This is a genomic window from Paenibacillus sp. FSL W7-1279, assembly GCF_037969845.1.
GTDB lineage: Bacteria > Bacillota > Bacilli > Paenibacillales > Paenibacillaceae > Paenibacillus_AQ.
In genome coordinates this window covers 3,448,756-3,466,763 of the sequence record NZ_CP150215.1, presented here as the reverse complement: position 1 = coordinate 3,466,763, position 18,008 = coordinate 3,448,756, and the positions used below count along the sequence as shown (strand labels likewise).

Annotated in this window: 20 protein-coding genes; 3 read left to right on the top strand and 17 right to left on the bottom strand. The window is 47.7% G+C overall.

Going from position 1 to position 18,008, the window contains the following annotated elements; genetic code table 11:
* Positions 1-61 precede the first annotated feature (61 nt).
* The 14 genes from MKY82_RS15410 to MKY82_RS15345 all read right to left on the bottom strand — a co-directional run bounded on the left by MKY82_RS15410 (position 62) and on the right by MKY82_RS15345 (position 11,450).
* The gene (locus MKY82_RS15410; RefSeq protein ID WP_339223960.1) at positions 62-820 is read right to left on the bottom strand and encodes a glycosyltransferase; all 759 of its coding nucleotides are present in this window, start codon (positions 818-820) and stop codon (positions 62-64) included.
* A gap of 17 nt (positions 821-837) precedes the next feature.
* A complete protein-coding gene (locus tag MKY82_RS15405) occupies positions 838-1,536 on the bottom strand; it encodes a galactosyltransferase-related protein (RefSeq protein WP_339296506.1) in 699 nt (232 codons plus the stop codon).
* Between the two features lie 13 nt (positions 1,537-1,549).
* Complete coding sequence (locus tag MKY82_RS15400; protein ID WP_339296505.1) at positions 1,550-2,509, bottom strand: glycosyltransferase family 4 protein; 960 nt, start codon at positions 2,507-2,509, stop codon at positions 1,550-1,552.
* 147 nt (positions 2,510-2,656) lie between these two features.
* On the bottom strand, positions 2,657-3,016 hold the full coding sequence (locus tag MKY82_RS15395) for an NUDIX hydrolase (RefSeq protein WP_339296504.1): 360 nt from the start codon (positions 3,014-3,016) through the stop codon (positions 2,657-2,659).
* Between the two features lie 32 nt (positions 3,017-3,048).
* Positions 3,049-3,576, bottom strand: a complete 528-nt coding sequence (locus tag MKY82_RS15390) for a GNAT family protein (RefSeq protein ID WP_339296503.1) — start codon at positions 3,574-3,576, stop codon at positions 3,049-3,051.
* A gap of 133 nt (positions 3,577-3,709) precedes the next feature.
* The gene (locus tag MKY82_RS15385) at positions 3,710-4,612 is read right to left on the bottom strand and encodes a metal ABC transporter permease (protein ID WP_339296502.1); all 903 of its coding nucleotides are present in this window, start codon (positions 4,610-4,612) and stop codon (positions 3,710-3,712) included.
* Positions 4,609-5,547 carry a metal ABC transporter permease gene (locus MKY82_RS15380; RefSeq protein WP_071220638.1) on the bottom strand — a complete coding sequence of 313 codons (939 nt, stop codon included), beginning with the start codon at positions 5,545-5,547 and terminating at the stop codon, positions 4,609-4,611. Before MKY82_RS15380 ends, MKY82_RS15385 begins: the two co-directional genes overlap by 4 nt.
* 3 nt (positions 5,548-5,550) lie before the next feature.
* Positions 5,551-6,279: a metal ABC transporter ATP-binding protein gene (locus MKY82_RS15375; protein WP_339296501.1), complete on the bottom strand. Its 729-nt coding sequence runs from the start codon at positions 6,277-6,279 to the stop codon at positions 5,551-5,553.
* 1 nt (position 6,280) lies between these two features.
* Entirely contained in the window at positions 6,281-7,252 is a 972-nt protein-coding gene (locus MKY82_RS15370; RefSeq protein ID WP_194542541.1) for a zinc ABC transporter substrate-binding protein, read from the bottom strand.
* A gap of 444 nt (positions 7,253-7,696) precedes the next feature.
* Entirely contained in the window at positions 7,697-8,293 is a 597-nt protein-coding gene (locus MKY82_RS15365) for an AAA family ATPase (RefSeq protein WP_339296500.1), read from the bottom strand.
* A gap of 19 nt (positions 8,294-8,312) precedes the next feature.
* The gene (locus MKY82_RS15360; RefSeq protein ID WP_339296499.1) at positions 8,313-8,741 is read right to left on the bottom strand and encodes a GNAT family N-acetyltransferase; all 429 of its coding nucleotides are present in this window, start codon (positions 8,739-8,741) and stop codon (positions 8,313-8,315) included.
* A 9-nt stretch (positions 8,742-8,750) separates the two neighbouring features.
* A complete protein-coding gene (locus MKY82_RS15355) occupies positions 8,751-9,143 on the bottom strand; it encodes a VOC family protein (RefSeq protein WP_194542538.1) in 393 nt (130 codons plus the stop codon).
* Positions 9,144-9,226: 83 nt separating this feature from the next.
* The gene (locus tag MKY82_RS15350) at positions 9,227-11,263 is read right to left on the bottom strand and encodes a penicillin-binding transpeptidase domain-containing protein (protein ID WP_339296498.1); all 2,037 of its coding nucleotides are present in this window, start codon (positions 11,261-11,263) and stop codon (positions 9,227-9,229) included.
* A gap of 34 nt (positions 11,264-11,297) precedes the next feature.
* Positions 11,298-11,450 carry a hypothetical protein gene (locus MKY82_RS15345; RefSeq protein WP_194542536.1) on the bottom strand — a complete coding sequence of 51 codons (153 nt, stop codon included), beginning with the start codon at positions 11,448-11,450 and terminating at the stop codon, positions 11,298-11,300.
* A 137-nt stretch (positions 11,451-11,587) separates the two neighbouring features.
* On the opposite strand from MKY82_RS15345, the gene MKY82_RS15340 reads away from it, so the two are divergent.
* Positions 11,588-12,952, top strand: coding sequence for a PLP-dependent aminotransferase family protein (locus tag MKY82_RS15340; protein ID WP_339296497.1), 1,365 nt, complete (start codon positions 11,588-11,590; stop codon positions 12,950-12,952).
* A 43-nt stretch (positions 12,953-12,995) separates the two neighbouring features.
* On the opposite strand, the gene csaA is transcribed toward MKY82_RS15340, so the two are convergent.
* The 3 genes from csaA to MKY82_RS15325 all read right to left on the bottom strand — a co-directional run bounded on the left by csaA (position 12,996) and on the right by MKY82_RS15325 (position 15,911).
* Positions 12,996-13,325, bottom strand: a complete 330-nt coding sequence (gene csaA / locus MKY82_RS15335) for a chaperone CsaA (RefSeq protein ID WP_071220630.1) — start codon at positions 13,323-13,325, stop codon at positions 12,996-12,998.
* Positions 13,326-13,505: 180 nt separating this feature from the next.
* Entirely contained in the window at positions 13,506-14,381 is an 876-nt protein-coding gene (locus MKY82_RS15330) for an arylamine N-acetyltransferase (RefSeq protein ID WP_339296496.1), read from the bottom strand.
* Between the two features lie 102 nt (positions 14,382-14,483).
* A complete protein-coding gene (locus MKY82_RS15325) occupies positions 14,484-15,911 on the bottom strand; it encodes a PLP-dependent aminotransferase family protein (RefSeq protein ID WP_339296495.1) in 1,428 nt (475 codons plus the stop codon).
* Positions 15,912-16,257: 346 nt separating this feature from the next.
* On the opposite strand from MKY82_RS15325, the gene MKY82_RS15320 reads away from it, so the two are divergent.
* Both MKY82_RS15320 and MKY82_RS15315 read left to right on the top strand, forming a co-directional pair.
* On the top strand, positions 16,258-16,812 hold the full coding sequence (locus MKY82_RS15320; protein ID WP_339296494.1) for a thioredoxin family protein: 555 nt from the start codon (positions 16,258-16,260) through the stop codon (positions 16,810-16,812).
* Positions 16,813-17,064: 252 nt separating this feature from the next.
* Positions 17,065-17,997, top strand: a complete 933-nt coding sequence (locus tag MKY82_RS15315; protein ID WP_071220627.1) for an L-lactate dehydrogenase — start codon at positions 17,065-17,067, stop codon at positions 17,995-17,997.
* Positions 17,998-18,008 lie beyond the last annotated feature (11 nt).

Genomic DNA, 18,008 nt, shown 5'->3' with positions numbered 1-18,008 from the left:
CCCCTTCAAGATGACTGATTCTACAATCAGGTCTTGGAGGGGTTATTTCTTGATTATTCGGTTAAGATCCTAAAGCATCCCGCCGATTTAGATAGTTCATGATAACCTCAGGATGCTTGCCCTCATAAGGCTGTGTGACGATATCATAGGCTTCAGGCTTGAATGTCCAATCCGGCTGTCCGAGATTCATCTGCACATTGACATCTCCTCGGCGGTTATCATTGTACTTGATTTTGTTGCCAAGTGCATAGTGGTAGTGATACACGTTCACATCGCATCGCCCGCGGGGGATACTCCATATACTCCGGCCATCCGCAGCTTCCAGCGTGCAGTGATGCTTCTCATCACGATAGCGTATTCCTTGCTTGGCCCTCCACATTCGGGTGATATCATTGGACCAGCGCTCATCGCCAGGGCTATTCATCCGAATCGTCCACGGATCCCCCCAGAAATTAACGAAGGGAAACTGATAGATATCCACGTCTTGACGGTTCACGAGCTCTGGCAAAACATCAGCGAATCGATCATCCATCAGCTCGTCGATATCCAGATTCATGATCCAGTCTCCTTGGGCCTGATCAATCAAAAAATTACGGACCACGGATTCGTTCCAATCCTCGGTGTATGGCATTCCGCTCTGCTGGACATGGAACAGTCGAATCGCATAGCGCTGCTGAAGGCGCTCGATCTCCTCAATGGTCCCGTCGGTGCTGCCACCGTCGGCAATGATAATCTCATCCGCGTAACGGATCGCACTTTCTATATACAATGGAACGAAGGTGATTTCATTTAATACCGGTACAATAACTGACAGCCTCATAAGCTATTCACCCCTCCTTATTGAGAAGATGCTTCCTGAATCAATAGCCGCATCTCTTCCTGATTGCCGCGCGCCTTTAGATAGCGCAGATACAGCGCATAATTGGAATCGTAATTGGGATTCCCGTCAGGTCCTACGAATGGATGCCAAAAATGAACCATTTCCCCTTCCAGGCGGATATGGCTGCCGACCAAAGTATCCAGCGCATAGGCAAAAGCCTCATCTTCCCCGCCCCAACCGACAAATCGTTCATCATATCCTCCTACCGTTTCATAGGCTTCGCGGCCAAGCACATTAAATCCGCCAACAAATGCGGTCGCTTGCTCCGCGGCTGTTTCAGTTTTAACGGTCAATGGCCATATGTTTTCTTGCTGCAGCAGCAAATGCGATATTTCTTTGGATAAACGAAGGATCCGGCTGAAGGGAATGACCCACTGCCCGCTGTTCACGTAAGTGATGGATTTCCTCAACAGGTTCGGGTCGTATACGATATCGCTATCCGCAATCACGATAATGTCTTTGGTAGACTGGTGATACGCACGATTGATCGCCCTGGATCTGCTGAAGAGCTCCCTTGCGTCCGCTATTTCGCCTACACATACCTCGACTTCCGGCATCATCCGTGCGTAGAAGCCCAATACCCACTCAAACGCTGTATCTCTGGGTCCGTTTCCATCCGATTGATACGGAATCAGCACGGATACTCGATCTAACACAGGCTCCCCTCCTTCACGGCTGCTTCTCCCATTGGAATAACACCCTTAACCAGCGCTCTATTACTTGTTCTATTGTCCAATATGACTCAATGTAGTGTCTGCACTGCTGTCCGATGTCAGCCAGCTTACGCTGCTCTCCCATCCATTGATCGATCATGTTGATAAAATTCTCCGGATTGTCACTGTCCAAGATCAAGCCGTGCGCATCCGGATGAGCCGCAGCTTTAATATTACCCACATTTGTTCCTAACACGGGTACCCCGCATGCGTAGGCCTCCAGTGCAGGAGCTGCGCTGCCCTCATTTGCCGAAGTGATGAGCAGCAGGTCCAGCTGATGATAAAATTTAGGCATCTCTTCATAGGAGTAAGCTCCGGCTGTTTCAATAAATCGAATCCGTTCATCTTGGCGGAAATGGTCACGGATATGCTTATATAATGTAGCGTAATTTTTGGATCGTTTCGCAGGATCTCCAGCCCAGCCTATGACAAACGGAGCACTACCCCTGCTCAATATCTTGCATGGTTGGAATAATCGATGGTCTACAAAATGCCCGATATATTCCACGTTAGCCTCCGGAGCCACCTGTCTAAGCGCTTGGGTCAGCTGTTGATTCATCGCACCGATTACGCCGATTCGGGGAATGACCAGCCTGAGAAACTCCGGGTCGGGGATCAGTTCGTCACCGATCCATTCGCGAAAGGTTTCGTAATTCTGACTGAAATAATAATAAGAGACCGCTGCCGAGGCGTCGATACGAATATGCTTGAAAATACAATAGGCTGCGATTCCCAAGCACATTGCACCGATTCGGTCATAGGCCTGATTCATATCCTCACTGCTGTGCCGTTCCAGATACCGATCCAATTCCCCGATGGACATCAGATCCAGGGATGGGTGAAACTGTTGAATGACCTTTGCATGTTTACCTAAAATCCACCACTCCACATCATAGATCAGCAGATGCCTTCCCATGGGTCGAACACTCCTTTATGCTCATAGTGAATTATATTCGTTCCAAGGCCGCCAAGTTTGTCACCGCGGCATAAATGATGAATTTGTCCATCATTCACGAAAAAAAGAGCCGCCCCATACAGACAAGTTCTGTATCGGCACGGCTCTTCATACGGATTGTAGTTCATGGTGGATCGAGATCGACTGGGCAATCTCATTGCATCTCCAGGACGCCGGATAGAGCTTGCCCAGATAATGAAGTTTGCCGCAGGTGCAGCCCGTTTCCTCCAGCATCTCACGGCGTGCTGCCGATTCCAGATCCTCCTCCTCGCTTACGCCACCACCGGGTAACTGAATGACGTAGTCATCCACGGCGGCGCGATATTGACGGATCAACAGCAGTCGATCGCCATGCTTAGCCAGAACAACAACGGACACATGATTCTCTTTCGTATAATACACTTTACCTGACGCTTCCTCGTAAATCGAAATTCCGTTATGACGGATCAACAATAGGGTATTATCCATACAGGCAGAAGCTCCTTAACCATGTGATAGATTTAAACTTCGAATTCATCTTTGAGGATGGAGAATAAATAGGAATCATGGTAAGCCCCTTTAAACCATAGGTGCTGACGAAGAAGCCCTTCCTGCTTCATTCCGATATGGCGCATAACCGCAGCTGACCCGATGTTTCCCGGCCTGCAGGTGGCGTAAATCCGATGAACTCCCAGCTCCTGAAAACCAAAACGGCACATCACGCTAGCAGCTTCCGAAGCATAACCCTGTCGCCAATAGGCGGAATTCAAGCAGTACCCAAGCTCTGCGTTTGTCTTGGATCGGTGAAGACCTACACCGCCGATTAACTGGCCGTTATCTTTTAGCACGATCGCCAGTTCATAGCTGTCACGGGGGCTCTGCTCTTTCATTTGGTGGATTTCCTTTATATATTCTAAAGTTTCCTCTTCCGTATTCGGTCCCCACATCGTATACTCGGTCACTAATGGGTCAGAGGCATAGGCATGAATACTAGCAAAATCCTCCTCCTCAAAATCCCGGATCACCAGTCTTGTCGACTCCATCTGCATATGTACTCACTCCTTTGAAATAACCTTCTTCACACCACGGCATTAATTCCTGATTATAACACACCCCATGTTTTGGAAGACAAAAAGAAGCCTGGGCATCTCATCGCCCAAGCTTCATGCAGCATCCCTTATTTCAGGATACACCGTCCAGTTTCTCTTCACTGCCATGTGTATTAAATTTATGAAGATAACGGGAAAGCACGCCATGTCTCGGAGAGAACAGGAAGCTGAGAATAAATACAATTCCGGTAGCAAATGCCATAGAGCCTGAGATGGAGGTGTCCAGCCATAACGCGACATAGTAACCCATGAATGCAGAAATGACGCCGAAGACTCCGCTTAACACCAGCATGATGGAGAGTTTATCCGTCCATAGATAGGCTGCTGCGGCAGGTGTTATAAGCATAGCCACCACCATGATCGCTCCCACGGCATCAAACGATGCAACCGTCGTGATGGAGACCAGCGACATAAATACATAGTGCATGAGCACGACAGGAATGCCGATACTGGCCGCCAAAGCCGGATCAAAGGACGTAATCTTCCATTCCTTATAGAACGCCAGGATGACGATCAGTACAACGAGGAGTACGGCTGCCAGCATGAAGGTAGCTTTGGGTACCTCCCCTAATAGAGGAACGTACATCACATCCCAAGGCACAAACGTAATCTCACCCATGAGGGCATGCTTGGTATCCAGATGGGCATTGCCAACCTGGGTTGCAATCAGGATGACGCCAATCGCAAACAAGGTTGTAAATACAACACCGATGGAAGCATCCTGCTGAACGCCCCGGGAATGAAACCATTGAACGAGAACCGCTGTCAGCAATCCGGCAATAATCGCACCGATCAGCATATGAGGTCCGCTTAATTCTCTTGTTACGATAAAAGCCGTAACGATCCCAAGCAGCACAGTATGACTGATAGCATCGGCCATCATCGCCATTCTGCGCAGTATCAGGAACACGCCAACGATACCGCAAGATAATCCGACGAGAGAAGCCGTTAGCAATATCCATCCTGTATAGGTCATTGATTGCTCCCCCTTTCGGACAACCGCGGACTTAGAACCGATGGGTTATTGGAGTCCATATGTTCTTTTTTCTGAGAGCGGAGCTGCAGCGCCTGGATTAGCAGTCCTTTCTCGGCACCGAAGACCAGAGAAACCGTGAACAATACGGAAGAGGCGACAACGATAAACGGTCCTGTAGGCCATCCTTTTCCGATCGTGCTGACCAAGGTGCCGACAAACCCGGAGCCGCCACCAAATATTGCCGACAAAATGACCATCATTCTGAAGGATTGAGTCCAATATCTTGCGCTTACGGCAGGTATGATCAGCATGGCCGCCATCAAAATGACGCCAACGGCCTGAATACCAATGACAATGACAAGAACAAGCACCCCCATATAGAGGGAATTCATCAGACGGCTATTCATCCCTAATCCCCGGGCAAAATCGGGATCAAACAGGAATAGCTTCCATTCCTTAAAGCCAATCGAGACAACCAGAATAACTAAAGCAGCCAGAATGAGCATCGTAAAAACATCCTTACGAACCATGGATGCAGCCTGACCGAAAATAAAGTTATCCAGTCCGCTCTGATTCCCGCCCGCTGTTCGGTTCACAATGGTAAGCAGCATAATGCCCAGTCCGAAAAATACGGATAGAATCATGCCCATGGCCGTATCTTCCTTAATGCGGCTGGAAGTACGGATCCACTGGATCATCCAGGCTCCGATTAAGGCACTGACAGCAGCTCCGAGTATCATCACCAGCAGATTCTTGCTTCCGGTCAATGCAAATGCAACCACGACACCCGGAAGAGCCGCATGAGACAATGCGTCACTCATCAAACTTTGCCGCTTCCAATAGGCGAGACAGCCGATCATGCCGGCTGCCATGCCCAGAATTAATGTGCTCAATAGCACCCATTGCGTGTTCGGAGATAATAATGAATTCAGCATGAATTACGCCTCCTTCATCCAGCGAAGCGAACCGCCGTAGGCGCGGTATACATGTTCCTTCGTGAATACATCTTCCGTCTTCCCATGTGCAATGACCGTACGGTTCAGAAGCAGCACATGGTCGAAATAATCCTCAACCGTCTGCAGATCATGATGGACCACCATGACCGTTTTACCGGCCATTTTTAGATCCTTCAGCGTGGTCATAATCGCCCGCTCGGTTGCCGCATCAACACCAGCTAACGGTTCATCCATGAAATAGAGGTCGGCATCCTGGACAAGCGCCCTAGCGAGGAATACGCGCTGCTGCTGTCCGCCGGAGAGCTGGCTGATCTGGCGGTCGGCAAAGTCCGCCATGCCCATTTGATCCAGCGATGCCATCGCTTTTTCCTTATGGTTTTTGTTCGGTCGTTTCAGCCAGCCCACCCGGCCGTATAGACCCATCATGACAACATCCAGTGCATCGGTCGGGAAATCCCAGTCCACGGATCCGCGCTGCGGCACATAGCCGACACGGGTCTTGGTTTTGCTTAAGCTTGATCCAAAGAATGACACATTCCCGGACAGCTTGGGGTGAAGCTCCAGCATGACCTTTAACAGCGTTGATTTACCGGCGCCGTTTGGCCCGACAATGCTGGTTAAAGAGCCTTGTTCCACATGAAAGGAGACTTGGTGGAGCACTTTATTTTTACGATAGGATGCATTGAGGTCTTGAACTTGAAGTACAGACATTTTATTCACCACTTCCTGTTAATGCATGATAGATGGTTTCGACATTATGACGATACATTCCGATATAAGTTCCTTCCGTTGTTCCCGCTTCGCCCATGGCATCGGAGAAAAGCTCTCCTCCAAGCTTTATATCCAGCCCATTCTTGGCAGCACCTTCAATAACGGCATTAATGGAAGCTGGATTGACGCTGCTCTCAACGAATACGGCAGGCACCTTGTGCTGCAGCAGGATATCGATCGTTCCGTTAATGTCCGAGAGGCCGATTTCATCCTCCGTACTCAATCCTTGCAGTCCAACTACCTCCAGACCATGCAAACGGCCGAAATACCCAAAGGCATCATGAGCGGTAACCATCACCCGCTGTTCTTCCGGAATTTGACTCAACTTATCCTTGGCCTCGGCTTTCAATTCATCCAGCTGGGCAAAATACTTCTGCTTGTTCTCTTCAAAATAGTCAGCGTCATTCGGAGCAAGGGACTTCAGCTCCTCTACAGCCGAATCCAAAGACACTTTCCACAAATCGATGTCAAACCACACATGGGGATCAATGGCCTGCGTATCATCCTGCAGCAATTGATCCTTCGGGATGGCATCTGCAATCGCCAGTACAGGTTTGTTCTTACCGATCTGTTCGAATATTTCCGTCATGTTGCCTTCGAGATGAAGCCCGCTATAGAAAATAACATCGCCACTATCCAGTTTCTTGATATCGCCTTGGGTAGCATTATATAAATGCGGATCGACGCCAGGCCCCATCAAGCTCAGTACCTCGACCCGATCTCCCCCAATAACGGAGATGGGTTCCGCAATCTGTCCAATGGTTGTAACCACTCGGATTTTCTTATCCCCTTGTTCACCCGCTGTTCCTTCCTGCTTCACTTCTCCCGTAGCGCAAGCGGTTAACACCAGCAGCAAACTCAGAATGGCGGCTGCCCCTAATAATATCCTGTTTCTATTCGTCCTCTTCTTCATCTTCTTCTTCTCCTCCACTCCACATCAATAATGAGTTTGCTCAATCCTTAGACGATCCCGGACATTCTCAAACCTCGTCCTGCCGCGATCCAATTATTTTGCTCAAATGCAACTTTAATTCCTATGCACAAAAAATAATCCATCTTTAGGATTTTGTCAATGGAATTTTATAATTTCGCAGATCTCATTTTAATTGTATTTCTCCATTTTTTCTTGATTTCATTGAGAATATTCGTATATATATAGCTTGTTTTTCATTAAGGAAAAATATTTAGCTGCATATAAAATATTTTGGCGGTTAGATTTTCTGTTACCTTACAGACAGAAAAAGACGACTTCCCAATATGAGAAATCGCCTTTTCTTTAGTTATATTCCCGCTATCGCTAAAACTCTACACTACGAACTTTCGAATAAACCTTCAAATGTGAAAATCCATCCACTTGTTATCCAAAAAATCGGATGTGCGCAAATTTGGTTTTGATTCGATCGAGTTTCTTCTTGGCGGAGCTGCGATGATCAGGCAACAGCTTCACATTTGCCAAAGCACCGATCGTTTCTACCACTTCATCGATCGATAGATGATCCGTGTCGATATGATGCTGAAACACTTCATTCGAGAATCCGCTGATACACCGGTCAATTTGTTGTGCGGCCCATGAATTCGAACCTTCCCCTCTGCTCCGCAGCCGTCTAAGGAGCACTTCCTTGGAAGCGCACAATGTAAAATGCTCTACTTTCACGCCATCACGTCTCAAATTACCAACGATTTCATCGAAATATTCCGCGTTTGTAATGGTCATCGGAGCAATGATCAATTGATCCGATTCCTGGTCCATATACTTAAACATGGAGTAATTAAACTCCCTCCACATCGGATAATGCTGAAAGTCATCGCGTTTGGCATCTCTTGGCACATTATCGCGAATGAAGTAACCTGCATTTTCCGGATCGTACACGAACGAGTTCGGGATTCTTCGCTGAAGCTCATGCGCAGCCTGGGTCTTCCCCGAACCGAATGCGCCGTTAACCCATATAATCATTGAGGAATCCCCCTTCTAACTAATCCTTCCGCAGAAAATCCGGCATACGAGTCAATGTTTTTCCATGATCGCGGACAAAACCGTATTGCTCATACAGACCATGGGCATCCCGCGTTGCCAATATACCGAATACATTTCGGTAATCCTCGTGGGTCGTAATCGATTCGATTAATTTCTTCCCCACGCCAATTCCACGATATGCCTCATCCACAAATACATCACACAGCCAATAGACGGTTGCGCCATCACTTACCACACGAGCAAAACCGATCTGTCGGTTGGCGTAATATGCCCCGAAGCACGTAGAACCTTCTAACGATGTTTTGATTTTTTGGTCAGAACGCTCATTAGCCCAGTAGCTTCGCCGCAAAAAATGTACAATGGCATCCAAATCCAACAGCGAAGGGTCGCTGCTGATAAGGACCTGCTTCATATCAATGTCCGACATCGCACCCACCTAGTCCTTTATCCCGGAGCCAAATCCAATTACGTAGCCGTCTGGATCTTGAATCGCAAAATCCTTCCACACGCCCCAGTCCGCTTCCATGAATACAGGTTCCTGTGCCACTTCGGCCCCCCTGGAGGTCAGTTCTTCATACAACGCATCCAAATCATAATGTGTACCCACGTAAGCGTATGTATCCCAGCGCGTCGCATGGTCCTTCCCCGCTGGATTGGGTGTGACATCAGCGCGGGATTCCGCCTGAATCAGCTTGAATCCGAGCGCAAAATCATCCCTGACCGCCCATACGTCATTCACTTCGCAACCCAGTACTTCTTCATAGAACTGTTTGGAACGGGTAAGATCGGATACCAATCGAACTTGGACTGAGAATTGAATCTTACTCATAAGATCATCTCCGACTAGTTTTATTCCATATTACAACCGTCCAATTCGCATAACAAGAACTTTTCGTCAGCTTATTTTCAAGGCTATTTTTTTTCGTAATATTTTTGCAAGATCGGCGCGACTTTGTTCACGACATACCCGCTGCCTCCCCGATCTTCAACATGCTCTATCATCATCGCAAGGAGAAGCTTGGACTCCCTCGTGTCAAACGCAACGAACCATCCGTTCTCCTGTCCTTTTTCGCCTTTGCTGATTTTCAGTTCGGCGGTTCCCGTCTTCCCTGCAAGCTCAATGCCCGATAGATCAGCACCGTGTCCGCTGCCTTTTGGATCCTGAACCACATCGACGAGCATACGCTTGATGATTCCGGCAGTGTCCGAATCCAACACCTCTCTTGTCTTCTGAGGCTTGTTCTCCTGCTCTGATAAATCCAGTACAGGCTGAATCAGCTTCCCGCCATTAATGAAGGGAGTATAGGCCAATGCCAAATGTAAAGGACTCATGAGTACTTCACCTTGACCATATCCGGAGTCCGCGAGTTGAATTTCGTTCTTGATCCCCTCATTAGCCAAGCTTGCTTTCGGGAAAGGGAATGGAAGCGGCAATCCCTCTTCGAACCCGAATTTTACAGCTTCCTTCAGAAAAGGATCCGCACCCATCTCCAATGCTTCCTGTGCCAGATAGATGTTATCTGAATACACAAGAGCATCTCTCAGATTCAGGACGGGTACTTCCTTCACGCGTGTCACGTAATAATTTCCCCAGCTCGGGTCTTTGGACCAACGCAAGCCGTGGATCTCCCTGACCTTTCCAGGGGTAGTAACCCCAAGCTTCAGACCAACCGCAGCCGTGATCGGTTTAAATACCGAGCCCGGAGCGTACAGCTTCGTGAATCGATTCAATAGCGGTTTATCCGGATTGTGGTTCCACTCATCCCACTGCTCTGTCGATAATCCAACAATGAAAGCATTGGGATCATAGGACGGGCTGTTAACCAATGCCAAGATTTCTCCGGTCTTGGGGTTGATGGCTGCTGCGGTACCTGCATCCTCACGAAATGAAGCAAATATGGATTTTTGAAGTTCAGCATCAATGGTTAAACGAATATCCTGACCATCTACCGCTTCCTTCTCGGCTACGATTTCTTTGACCTTACCCGAGGAATCCACGATCGAGATCCGCTTACCGTCCCGGCCACGCAGCACTTCATTATATACCTGCTCGGATCCTGATTTACCTATAAGTTCAGTCGGTCCATACTGCGCCTCGGGCGCATGGACCAAATCCTCCTCTGTCACTTGTCGGATGTAGCCTGTTAGATGTGCTGCCGCCGCGCCGTAAGGGTAGACTCGAGCACGTTCCTTCTTCTTTATAACGCCTGGCAGATCACTGTAATCCATTCTGCCCTGCTGGGCATTGAGGTTCAAGATGGGTACGAACAAATCGTCTTTCACCCACGGCGCATCAAGCTTACGCTTCATAATCTCGGTCGAAATCCCCAGGCGTTCAGCTAATTCAACCAAGGTCTGTTCTCCATCGGCGCCGAGCTTACCCGGAACGATACCGATGACCTCAATCGTGCCATTAATGGCCAGACCGTGACCGTTACGATCCAAAATCTCGCCCCTGCTGGATGGTAACGTCTGCACGTTCACCTTATCCAAGGCATCCATAGCCGGCAATATCAAGGAAGGTTGCCACACCATTCGCCAAGACAGCTTCTTAGTCTCGGTTGGATCCTCCTCTTTTAATAGCTCAAACGAACCTTCTGCCTGCACCCGACCTGCCGATGTTTCCAATTGGATTTGATAGGGATAGAACACTCGCTCATCCCTTGTTTCGCTTGCATCCTGAGCCGTAAAGTCTGTCGTGATGGTGAGGTCTTCTGCTCCAATCCCCTCATAAATGTTCCGAAATCGTGTTATAAAATCCTCTTTTGTCATCTTCTGTCTAGACTCCAGTGACAGCACATCATACATCGATTCGTAGCTGCCCTGCTCCCACCATTCCACATACTGTTTCACAATCTCTCCCGGATCCGATTCCTTGATGCGGTCACAGCCCGTAAGGATTACCATCACAATCAGGCACAAGAAGAGCCATGTCCATTTAAAATGCATCGATCCCACTCCTCAACCCCCGTATTAATCGTCATTACATCGTTCTCCTAACGATGAAAATGATCATGATCAGCACACAATCCATCCCAATCAACATCAACAGCTTGGCATGTTGTTTCCTTTGAATCGCAATCCCGGTTTCTATGAGTGCAATAGCAAGTAAGCTCCACAGAGAAACCTCCATCATGATCCCTGCCTTCTCAATTAAAACAATATCGAATCAAACCCTTGCTGTATTGTAGAGTATACTTATAGCATGTTGTTGTGAGAATGCATGTTTTCCGGCTCTGTACCCGTACAGATCGAATGGAGGTATAACGAGATATGAAATACACCGACATTATTCAGTCAGTTGAACGCCAAATACTGGATGGTTTATTGAAACCCGGCAGCAAACTGCCATCCATCCGCGCTTTGACAGAATCCTATTCATGCAGTAAAAATACAGCCATACGGGCCTATGCTGAATTGGAAAAGAGACATATTATCTATGCTGTTCCCAAGAGTGGTTACTATGTCGTGGAGGGCAGAGGAAACATAAACCTCTCGAACCCAGCGGACCAAGTGATCGATTTTCGATCTGCGGGACCTGACAAAACAGTCATGCCCTACCGAGACTTTCAGCATTGCATGAACCAAGCGATTGAAATATATAAAGAAGAGTTATTCACCTATTCCCAAATTCCGGGTTTGCAGTCACTTCGTGTTGAGTTAGCCCGGCATTTAATCGACTTGCAGGTCTTCACGATTCCTGAAAGGATCTTTGTTGTGTCCGGTTCGCAGCAAGCGCTGCATCTGCTGATCTCCCTTCCTTTTCCTAACGGAAAGAACAATATTTGCGTGGAGCAACCCACGCACTTTAGCATGATGGACTCCCTCAAGATTCATCAAGCCGTGACATACGGGATAGAGGTTACGAAGAACGGCATCGACTTTGGGCGGTTGGAGGACATTTTTAAAACTCGGGATATCAAGTTTTTCTATACGGTCTCAAGGTTCCATAACCCAACAGGCTACAGTTATACCAATGTGGAGAAAAAGAGGATAGTAGAGCTTGCGCAGAAGTATGATGTCTATATCATCGAGGATGACTACATGGGAGATTTGGATCCGGATTCGAAACATGATCCGATGTTTGCCTTCGATCCCTCTGGCAGGGTGATCTACACGAAGAGCTTTTCCAAAGTCATGCTCCCCGGACTACGGCTGGGCTTGGCTGTGATCCCCGAAGCGATGAGTGAAATATTCCAGCGGGCGAAGCACGCGGCGGACATACACAGTCCGGTGCTCATGCAAGGCGCCCTCGAAATTTATCTAAAGAACGGGATGTTCCGAGCACATATTCAGAGGATGAGGCAGACCTATAGTAAAAAAGGGGCTCTGCTCCAGCAGGCTTACCAAAATCACCTGCCGCCCTTCTTATCCTATACGGGTTCGCCTTCCGGATTTTATTCCACGATCCAGCTGCCAGAACCATTAAAAGCATATCAATTGGTTCACTATCTGGAGAATGAGAACGTATATGCTCAGGATGCCAGCAGCATGTTCTTGCCTGAGTTTAAGAACGAATCCATGATACGACTAAGCGTATCTCAGGTGAAGGAGGAACTCATCGAAATCGGTGTTCAGAAAATTGCGGAAGGAGCCGCTAAATTGTTGAAGAGACGCAACGAGGTGAGGTTCATCTAGTCGGTCCAAGCCGCAAGCGACCGGACCGACTGATGAAATAGGTTTAAGCGATGGGAGTACCATTCGGCAGATCAACATCCGGCTTCAGAAGCACAACGTCTCCCTGCTCCGGTACCCCGCCGAGGACAAGCACTTCGGATTGATAGCCAGCTATGCGTCTAGGCGGAAAATTGACGATAGCGACGACTTGATTACCTATGATGGTGTCCGCATCATATCGATTCGTAATTTGGGCACTGGTGCGCTTGATCCCGAGCGGGCCGAAATCAATCTTCATTTTGATGGCGGGAACGCGCGCTTCCGGGAATGGCTCTGCTTCCACGATCGTCCCGATCCGAATATCCAGCTTGGTAAAATCTTCGATGGTTGCCATGACTATAGATCTCCTTACAGCTAGGTTATGAAGCAATAAGACGGTGCTTCACAACACGAATTTTATGTACCATCTTATCATCTGCGTTTCCGGTTACTCAAGTGATAGATTAGTTTAGCGTGTTCTATGCCGCTGAGGATCAGTTGGAGAACTGAGATAAAGTGAATCATTCGGTTCCTTCTATACTTGCTCATTCTCCATAAGCTTCCTCCAATTCTGATGCTGCCTGTAAACCTTATCCCATATCAGGTCCCGTTCGATCATGGAATAGTTGACGAGCGGCTCATTAAATATGTCCGCCAGGATCTCGAACCATTCCGACTTCGATGAAATCTCTATCTTATCCAGGGTATTGCCGCTCCACTTTCTCCATATGCAGCCTTTGAGCTCGTTCATGCCCTGCTCGTGCCGTTGCCTAACAATGAACAGCTCCATCCACGGGGATTCCGGTGATCGGCTATAAAATTCATGGTTTGATTTAAATAGTTCCAAGCTGTTCACAACATCAGGGGCATAATCTACGCCTACATATGAATAATGGGGATCATGGATCAGCCTCCAGCCATCATCCGTTATGCGAGACGGCTCAATCGCATATTGAAAAGGTCCCTGTATGTATTGTCCAAATTTCAATGGGATCGGTTCCCATGGCATATCGCCAAGTCCGACATCCACGAGCCACCGCTCTTCTTCCCCAAGTTGTTCATTCAATAAACTTACCGTTATCCCGAGATGGAAGCCGTTAATCCGTGGTTCTTGCCCTAAAGGCTGTACTCCTGCCCGATGCCAAGATACCTTATAACCTAAGGCTCGAAGAAGCGCGGTAAAGGCTCCATTCAGATGAAAACAATAACCGCTTCGATGATGGATCATAAGTTGTACGGATTCCTGTATATCGATGGATGTCGGTTTCCCAGCAAAAATATCCAAGGTCTGCCAAGGTATTCGTGCCACGTGGGCTTTATGCAGCTCGAACAAATATTCCTTTGTCGGTTCCTGAATATCCGAAATGCCTAAACGGTTTAAATATGCTCTTACCTCACTTTGGGTGATCATAGCACGCACTCCTACTTTTTTTCTTATCATAAACAAGAAACTGACCCTTATGAAATGGTCAGTTTCAATATTTTATAAAAGACAGTCATAAACAAGCCGTGTTCAATCCATGTTCCAGGCCTTCTGCAGAAGTCGTATCCCCTTTTCCATGTCAGCTGCGTTCAAGCTTGCAAATCCCATATATAACCTCGGGAACTGGTTTGCATCTTGCTGGTGGTTCATCCACATTTTTCGCAGGTCGTACACGATAACCCCGACGTTCGCCGCCCTCTGAATCAATTCCTCCGAGGACACTTCTTTTTTGACGATCAGCTGAATGTGGAGGCCTGAATTCTGACCCGTAATTTCAACAAACCTGCCAAGATAAGCCTCAATCAACTCAATCAACTGATGATGTCTCTTCCTGTACAGATTACGTACTTTACGAATATGACGGTACCAATGCCCCTGTTCAAAAAACGCGGTCATTGCCCACTGTTCCACGCGTGAAGGGGCAAAGAATACTTCCTGACGTTTGTGGGATATGTGATTCAGCAGCGCCGGTGGCAGAACGAGATAGTTCATACGCAGTGTCGGAGTCAATACTTTCGAGAACGTGCCGGCGTATATGACCCGCCCGTTATGATCCAACCCTTGCAGGGAAGGAATCGGTTTTCCCTGGTAACGAAACTCACCGTCATAATCGTCCTCGATAATGTATGCATTTCTGGTATTGGCCCACTCCAGTAATCGTTCCCGCTCCGGATAAGGCATGATGCTTCCCGTCGGGAATTGGTGAGATGGTGTTACATATACGAGCTGTGCGTGGCTGCTCTCCAGCTGGTCAAGCGAGATTCCCTTATCACTAAGCGTAATCGGAAGTAAATCACAGCCATTCAAGTGAAATTGATCTCGTACCAAGCTGTAACCCGGCTCCTCAACCGCAATGTGCTTAAGTCCTGGCAGTACTCTGGTAAGCAGGCCCATGCTATAGGCCGTGCCGGCGCCGATCACAATTTGATCAGGTGTTGAAATAACCCCTCTGGAATTTCGCAGATATTCCGAAACTACGGTGCGCAGCCCGTATTCGCCCTGCGGATCCCCATACATTCCCATTTCACTCACATGCTGTTCCAGCGCTTCCTTGAGCATTTTATTCCAGGTTCGTACTGGAAAGGACGATTGATCTAAACGAGTGGGATTAAAGTCAATAACACCTTGACCTTGATTCAAGTGCCCGTTGGAATGCATAACTGACATCGTTGTTATGGAGGGGGTCCGCTGTTGATGATGGTGAGATAGTTCCTTGTATGGATTTATGACATATAGCCCCGACCTCGGTTTGCTGATCACATACCCTTCAGACGTTAACATTTGATAAGCCGTCTCGATCGGCGTTTTGCTTATATTGAGCTGAAGCTGGAGGGCACGAACGGAAGGCAATCGTTGTCCGTCGGGAATGTCCCCATTACGGATACCCTCACGAATTTGCAGATATAACTGCTGGTATAATGGGAACTCGCTTTGCTCCGGTAGAAGAATATCAAACAAGTGGGACCACCTCAGGCATTATATTAATAAAATTTACTGTCGTAATGGCAGGTATGTTTAATGAATTATACATGAAACTCAGCCTATGTTGCGCATCCTATTCACGAATAGCTTCATTCGGTAACACAACCTTCAGTACATCTGACTTTCATAAACAGATAATAACTGACCATTTCTGTATGGTCAGTTTTGTCTTAAGCTAACGTTAACTTGGATGTATCTCAATATGAATCTATTACGTTATGAAAGGACGTATGATCCTATGTCTTATCCCCTCCATCTCCAACATAAAATCGGCCAGGGTTTAACGCCTCTCCAATTCATGGAGAATATGAAGATTCGAGAAATGAAATTGAGCAGAATCCCAAATACGAAGGAATTATTCAGACAAGTCTATGATCGCTTCCAGTGGGAGAACAAAGAGACTGAGGGATTCTTCACTTCTGAGCGAAACCCATTCAACCATCTGCACTGCCTGATTCTCTGTACGGATTGGTGCCCGGATGTCATATGGAATGTACCTGTCCTATTTAGAATATTGGAATATAGCCGAATTCCGTCCGACGTGCTCATCATGGAAGATCATATGGAAACAATGGACCTTTTTCTAACGGATGGCGGACGCGCACAGCCAATTGCTGTCTTCCTCCATGCAAGCACAGGTGAAGTACTCGGAACTTGGGGCGCTCGTCCGGCGTATATCCAGAACGTCATGGATGAGTTCAAGAGGAACCACCCCGATAAACAAGCTGCATCCTATCAAGAACAACTGGACCAAACGTACAAGAAGATCGGAGAGCTCTACCATGACGGTAATGAATATCAGAGGGTCATGATTCAGGAAATAAGGCAACTGCTTACTTCGTTTATATCTGATAGAAATGCCGATAATAACCTGTGACCGCGTTTGGCATAAGCGTGATCCTCCTCCCCCGATGAAGGTGTATGGTTTCTGACAGTGTCAAAGTTAAAAATGAACACACAGGATGAAATATATCACAATCCCGCTGCTTAAATCTTCCTGAATATGTTATCATTACTATCGATGAAGCGTTAGGGATTCACTGTTCCGGCAGCCTTTTATTAGGATAATTCATCAGAAGTATACCATTCACCAAATTTCATTAACTCAGTACAAGGGAGCGAAACACTTATGACAAAAAATGAAGCTCAGCGTCCGTCCCGCGTGGTGATCATCGGTACAGGAGCTGTGGGAGCAACGACTGCGTACACCTTATTCTTGCGCGAAAGAGTATCTGAACTGGTATTAATCGATGCGAACCATGACAAAGCGCTTGGTGAAGCCTTGGATATGAATCACGGCCTCCCCTTTGCCGGAGGCGTCAAGCTGTGGGCTGGAGATTACAGCGATTGCAAGGATGCAGACATCATTGTCATTGCCGCAGGCTCCAACCAAAGACCCGGCGAGACGCGAATTGACTTATTGAAGCGAAATACGGCGATATTTGACGATATTATCCAAAACATCGTGAAATACAATGACCACGGCATCATTCTTGTGGCTACGAATCCGGTGGATATTCTCTCTTACGTCACGTTGAAGAAGAGCGGCTTCCCCGTCAATCGCGTGATCGGCTCCGGCACCTTGCTGGATAGCGCCCGTTTCCGGTATTTGATTGGTCAAAACAAAGGCATTAATCCGCGCAGCATTCACGCCCATATCGTCGGGGAACACGGTGATTCCGAATTGCCGCTCTGGAGCATTGCCAACATCGCGGGGATCGGAATCGATCTGACTGACGGTGAAAAAGAAGATATTTTCGACCGCACCAAGAATGCGGCTTATGAAATCATTAACGCCAAGGGTTCCACCTCCTATGCAATCGCATTGGCGCTCGATCGGATCATCGTCTCCATTTTGCAAAACGAAGGTTCCGTTCTCAATGTATCCACGCTGCTCACGGACTACCACGGTGTGTCTGACGTATACTTAGGCGTACCTTGTGTGGTTGATCGTACAGGCGTTCGGGAAATTCTGAATCTCGAGTTTAACGACGAGGAACTAACCCAATTTCATGCATCTGCTAACAAACTGAAAGAGCAGATCTCCAACATTTTCGAGTAATACAAAGCAAG

Bases quoted from the DNA above. Each gene is read 5' to 3' on its own strand.
- MKY82_RS15410 (WP_339223960.1), bottom strand. From the start codon at position 820: ATGAGGCTGTCAGTTATTGTACCGGTATTAAATGAAATCACCTTCGTT.
- MKY82_RS15400 (WP_339296505.1), bottom strand. From the start codon at position 2,509: ATGGGAAGGCATCTGCTGATCTATGATGTGGAGTGGTGGATTTTAGGT.
- MKY82_RS15395 (WP_339296504.1), bottom strand. From the start codon at position 3,016: ATGGATAATACCCTATTGTTGATCCGTCATAACGGAATTTCGATTTAC.
- MKY82_RS15390 (WP_339296503.1), bottom strand. From the start codon at position 3,576: ATGCAGATGGAGTCGACAAGACTGGTGATCCGGGATTTTGAGGAGGAG.
- MKY82_RS15385 (WP_339296502.1), bottom strand. From the start codon at position 4,612: ATGACCTATACAGGATGGATATTGCTAACGGCTTCTCTCGTCGGATTA.
- MKY82_RS15380 (WP_071220638.1), bottom strand. From the start codon at position 5,547: ATGCTGAATTCATTATTATCTCCGAACACGCAATGGGTGCTATTGAGC.
- MKY82_RS15375 (WP_339296501.1), bottom strand. From the start codon at position 6,279: ATGTCTGTACTTCAAGTTCAAGACCTCAATGCATCCTATCGTAAAAAT.
- MKY82_RS15370 (WP_194542541.1), bottom strand. From the start codon at position 7,252: ATGAAGAAGAGGACGAATAGAAACAGGATATTATTAGGGGCAGCCGCC.
- MKY82_RS15365 (WP_339296500.1), bottom strand. From the start codon at position 8,293: ATGATTATATGGGTTAACGGCGCATTCGGTTCGGGGAAGACCCAGGCT.
- MKY82_RS15360 (WP_339296499.1), bottom strand. From the start codon at position 8,741: ATGTCGGACATTGATATGAAGCAGGTCCTTATCAGCAGCGACCCTTCG.
- MKY82_RS15355 (WP_194542538.1), bottom strand. From the start codon at position 9,143: ATGAGTAAGATTCAATTCTCAGTCCAAGTTCGATTGGTATCCGATCTT.
- MKY82_RS15350 (WP_339296498.1), bottom strand. From the start codon at position 11,263: ATGCATTTTAAATGGACATGGCTCTTCTTGTGCCTGATTGTGATGGTA.
- MKY82_RS15345 (WP_194542536.1), bottom strand. From the start codon at position 11,450: ATGATGGAGGTTTCTCTGTGGAGCTTACTTGCTATTGCACTCATAGAA.
- MKY82_RS15340 (WP_339296497.1), top strand. From the start codon at position 11,588: ATGAAATACACCGACATTATTCAGTCAGTTGAACGCCAAATACTGGAT.
- csaA (WP_071220630.1), bottom strand. From the start codon at position 13,325: ATGGCAACCATCGAAGATTTTACCAAGCTGGATATTCGGATCGGGACG.
- MKY82_RS15330 (WP_339296496.1), bottom strand. From the start codon at position 14,381: ATGATCACCCAAAGTGAGGTAAGAGCATATTTAAACCGTTTAGGCATT.
- MKY82_RS15320 (WP_339296494.1), top strand. From the start codon at position 16,258: ATGAAATTGAGCAGAATCCCAAATACGAAGGAATTATTCAGACAAGTC.
- MKY82_RS15315 (WP_071220627.1), top strand. From the start codon at position 17,065: ATGACAAAAAATGAAGCTCAGCGTCCGTCCCGCGTGGTGATCATCGGT.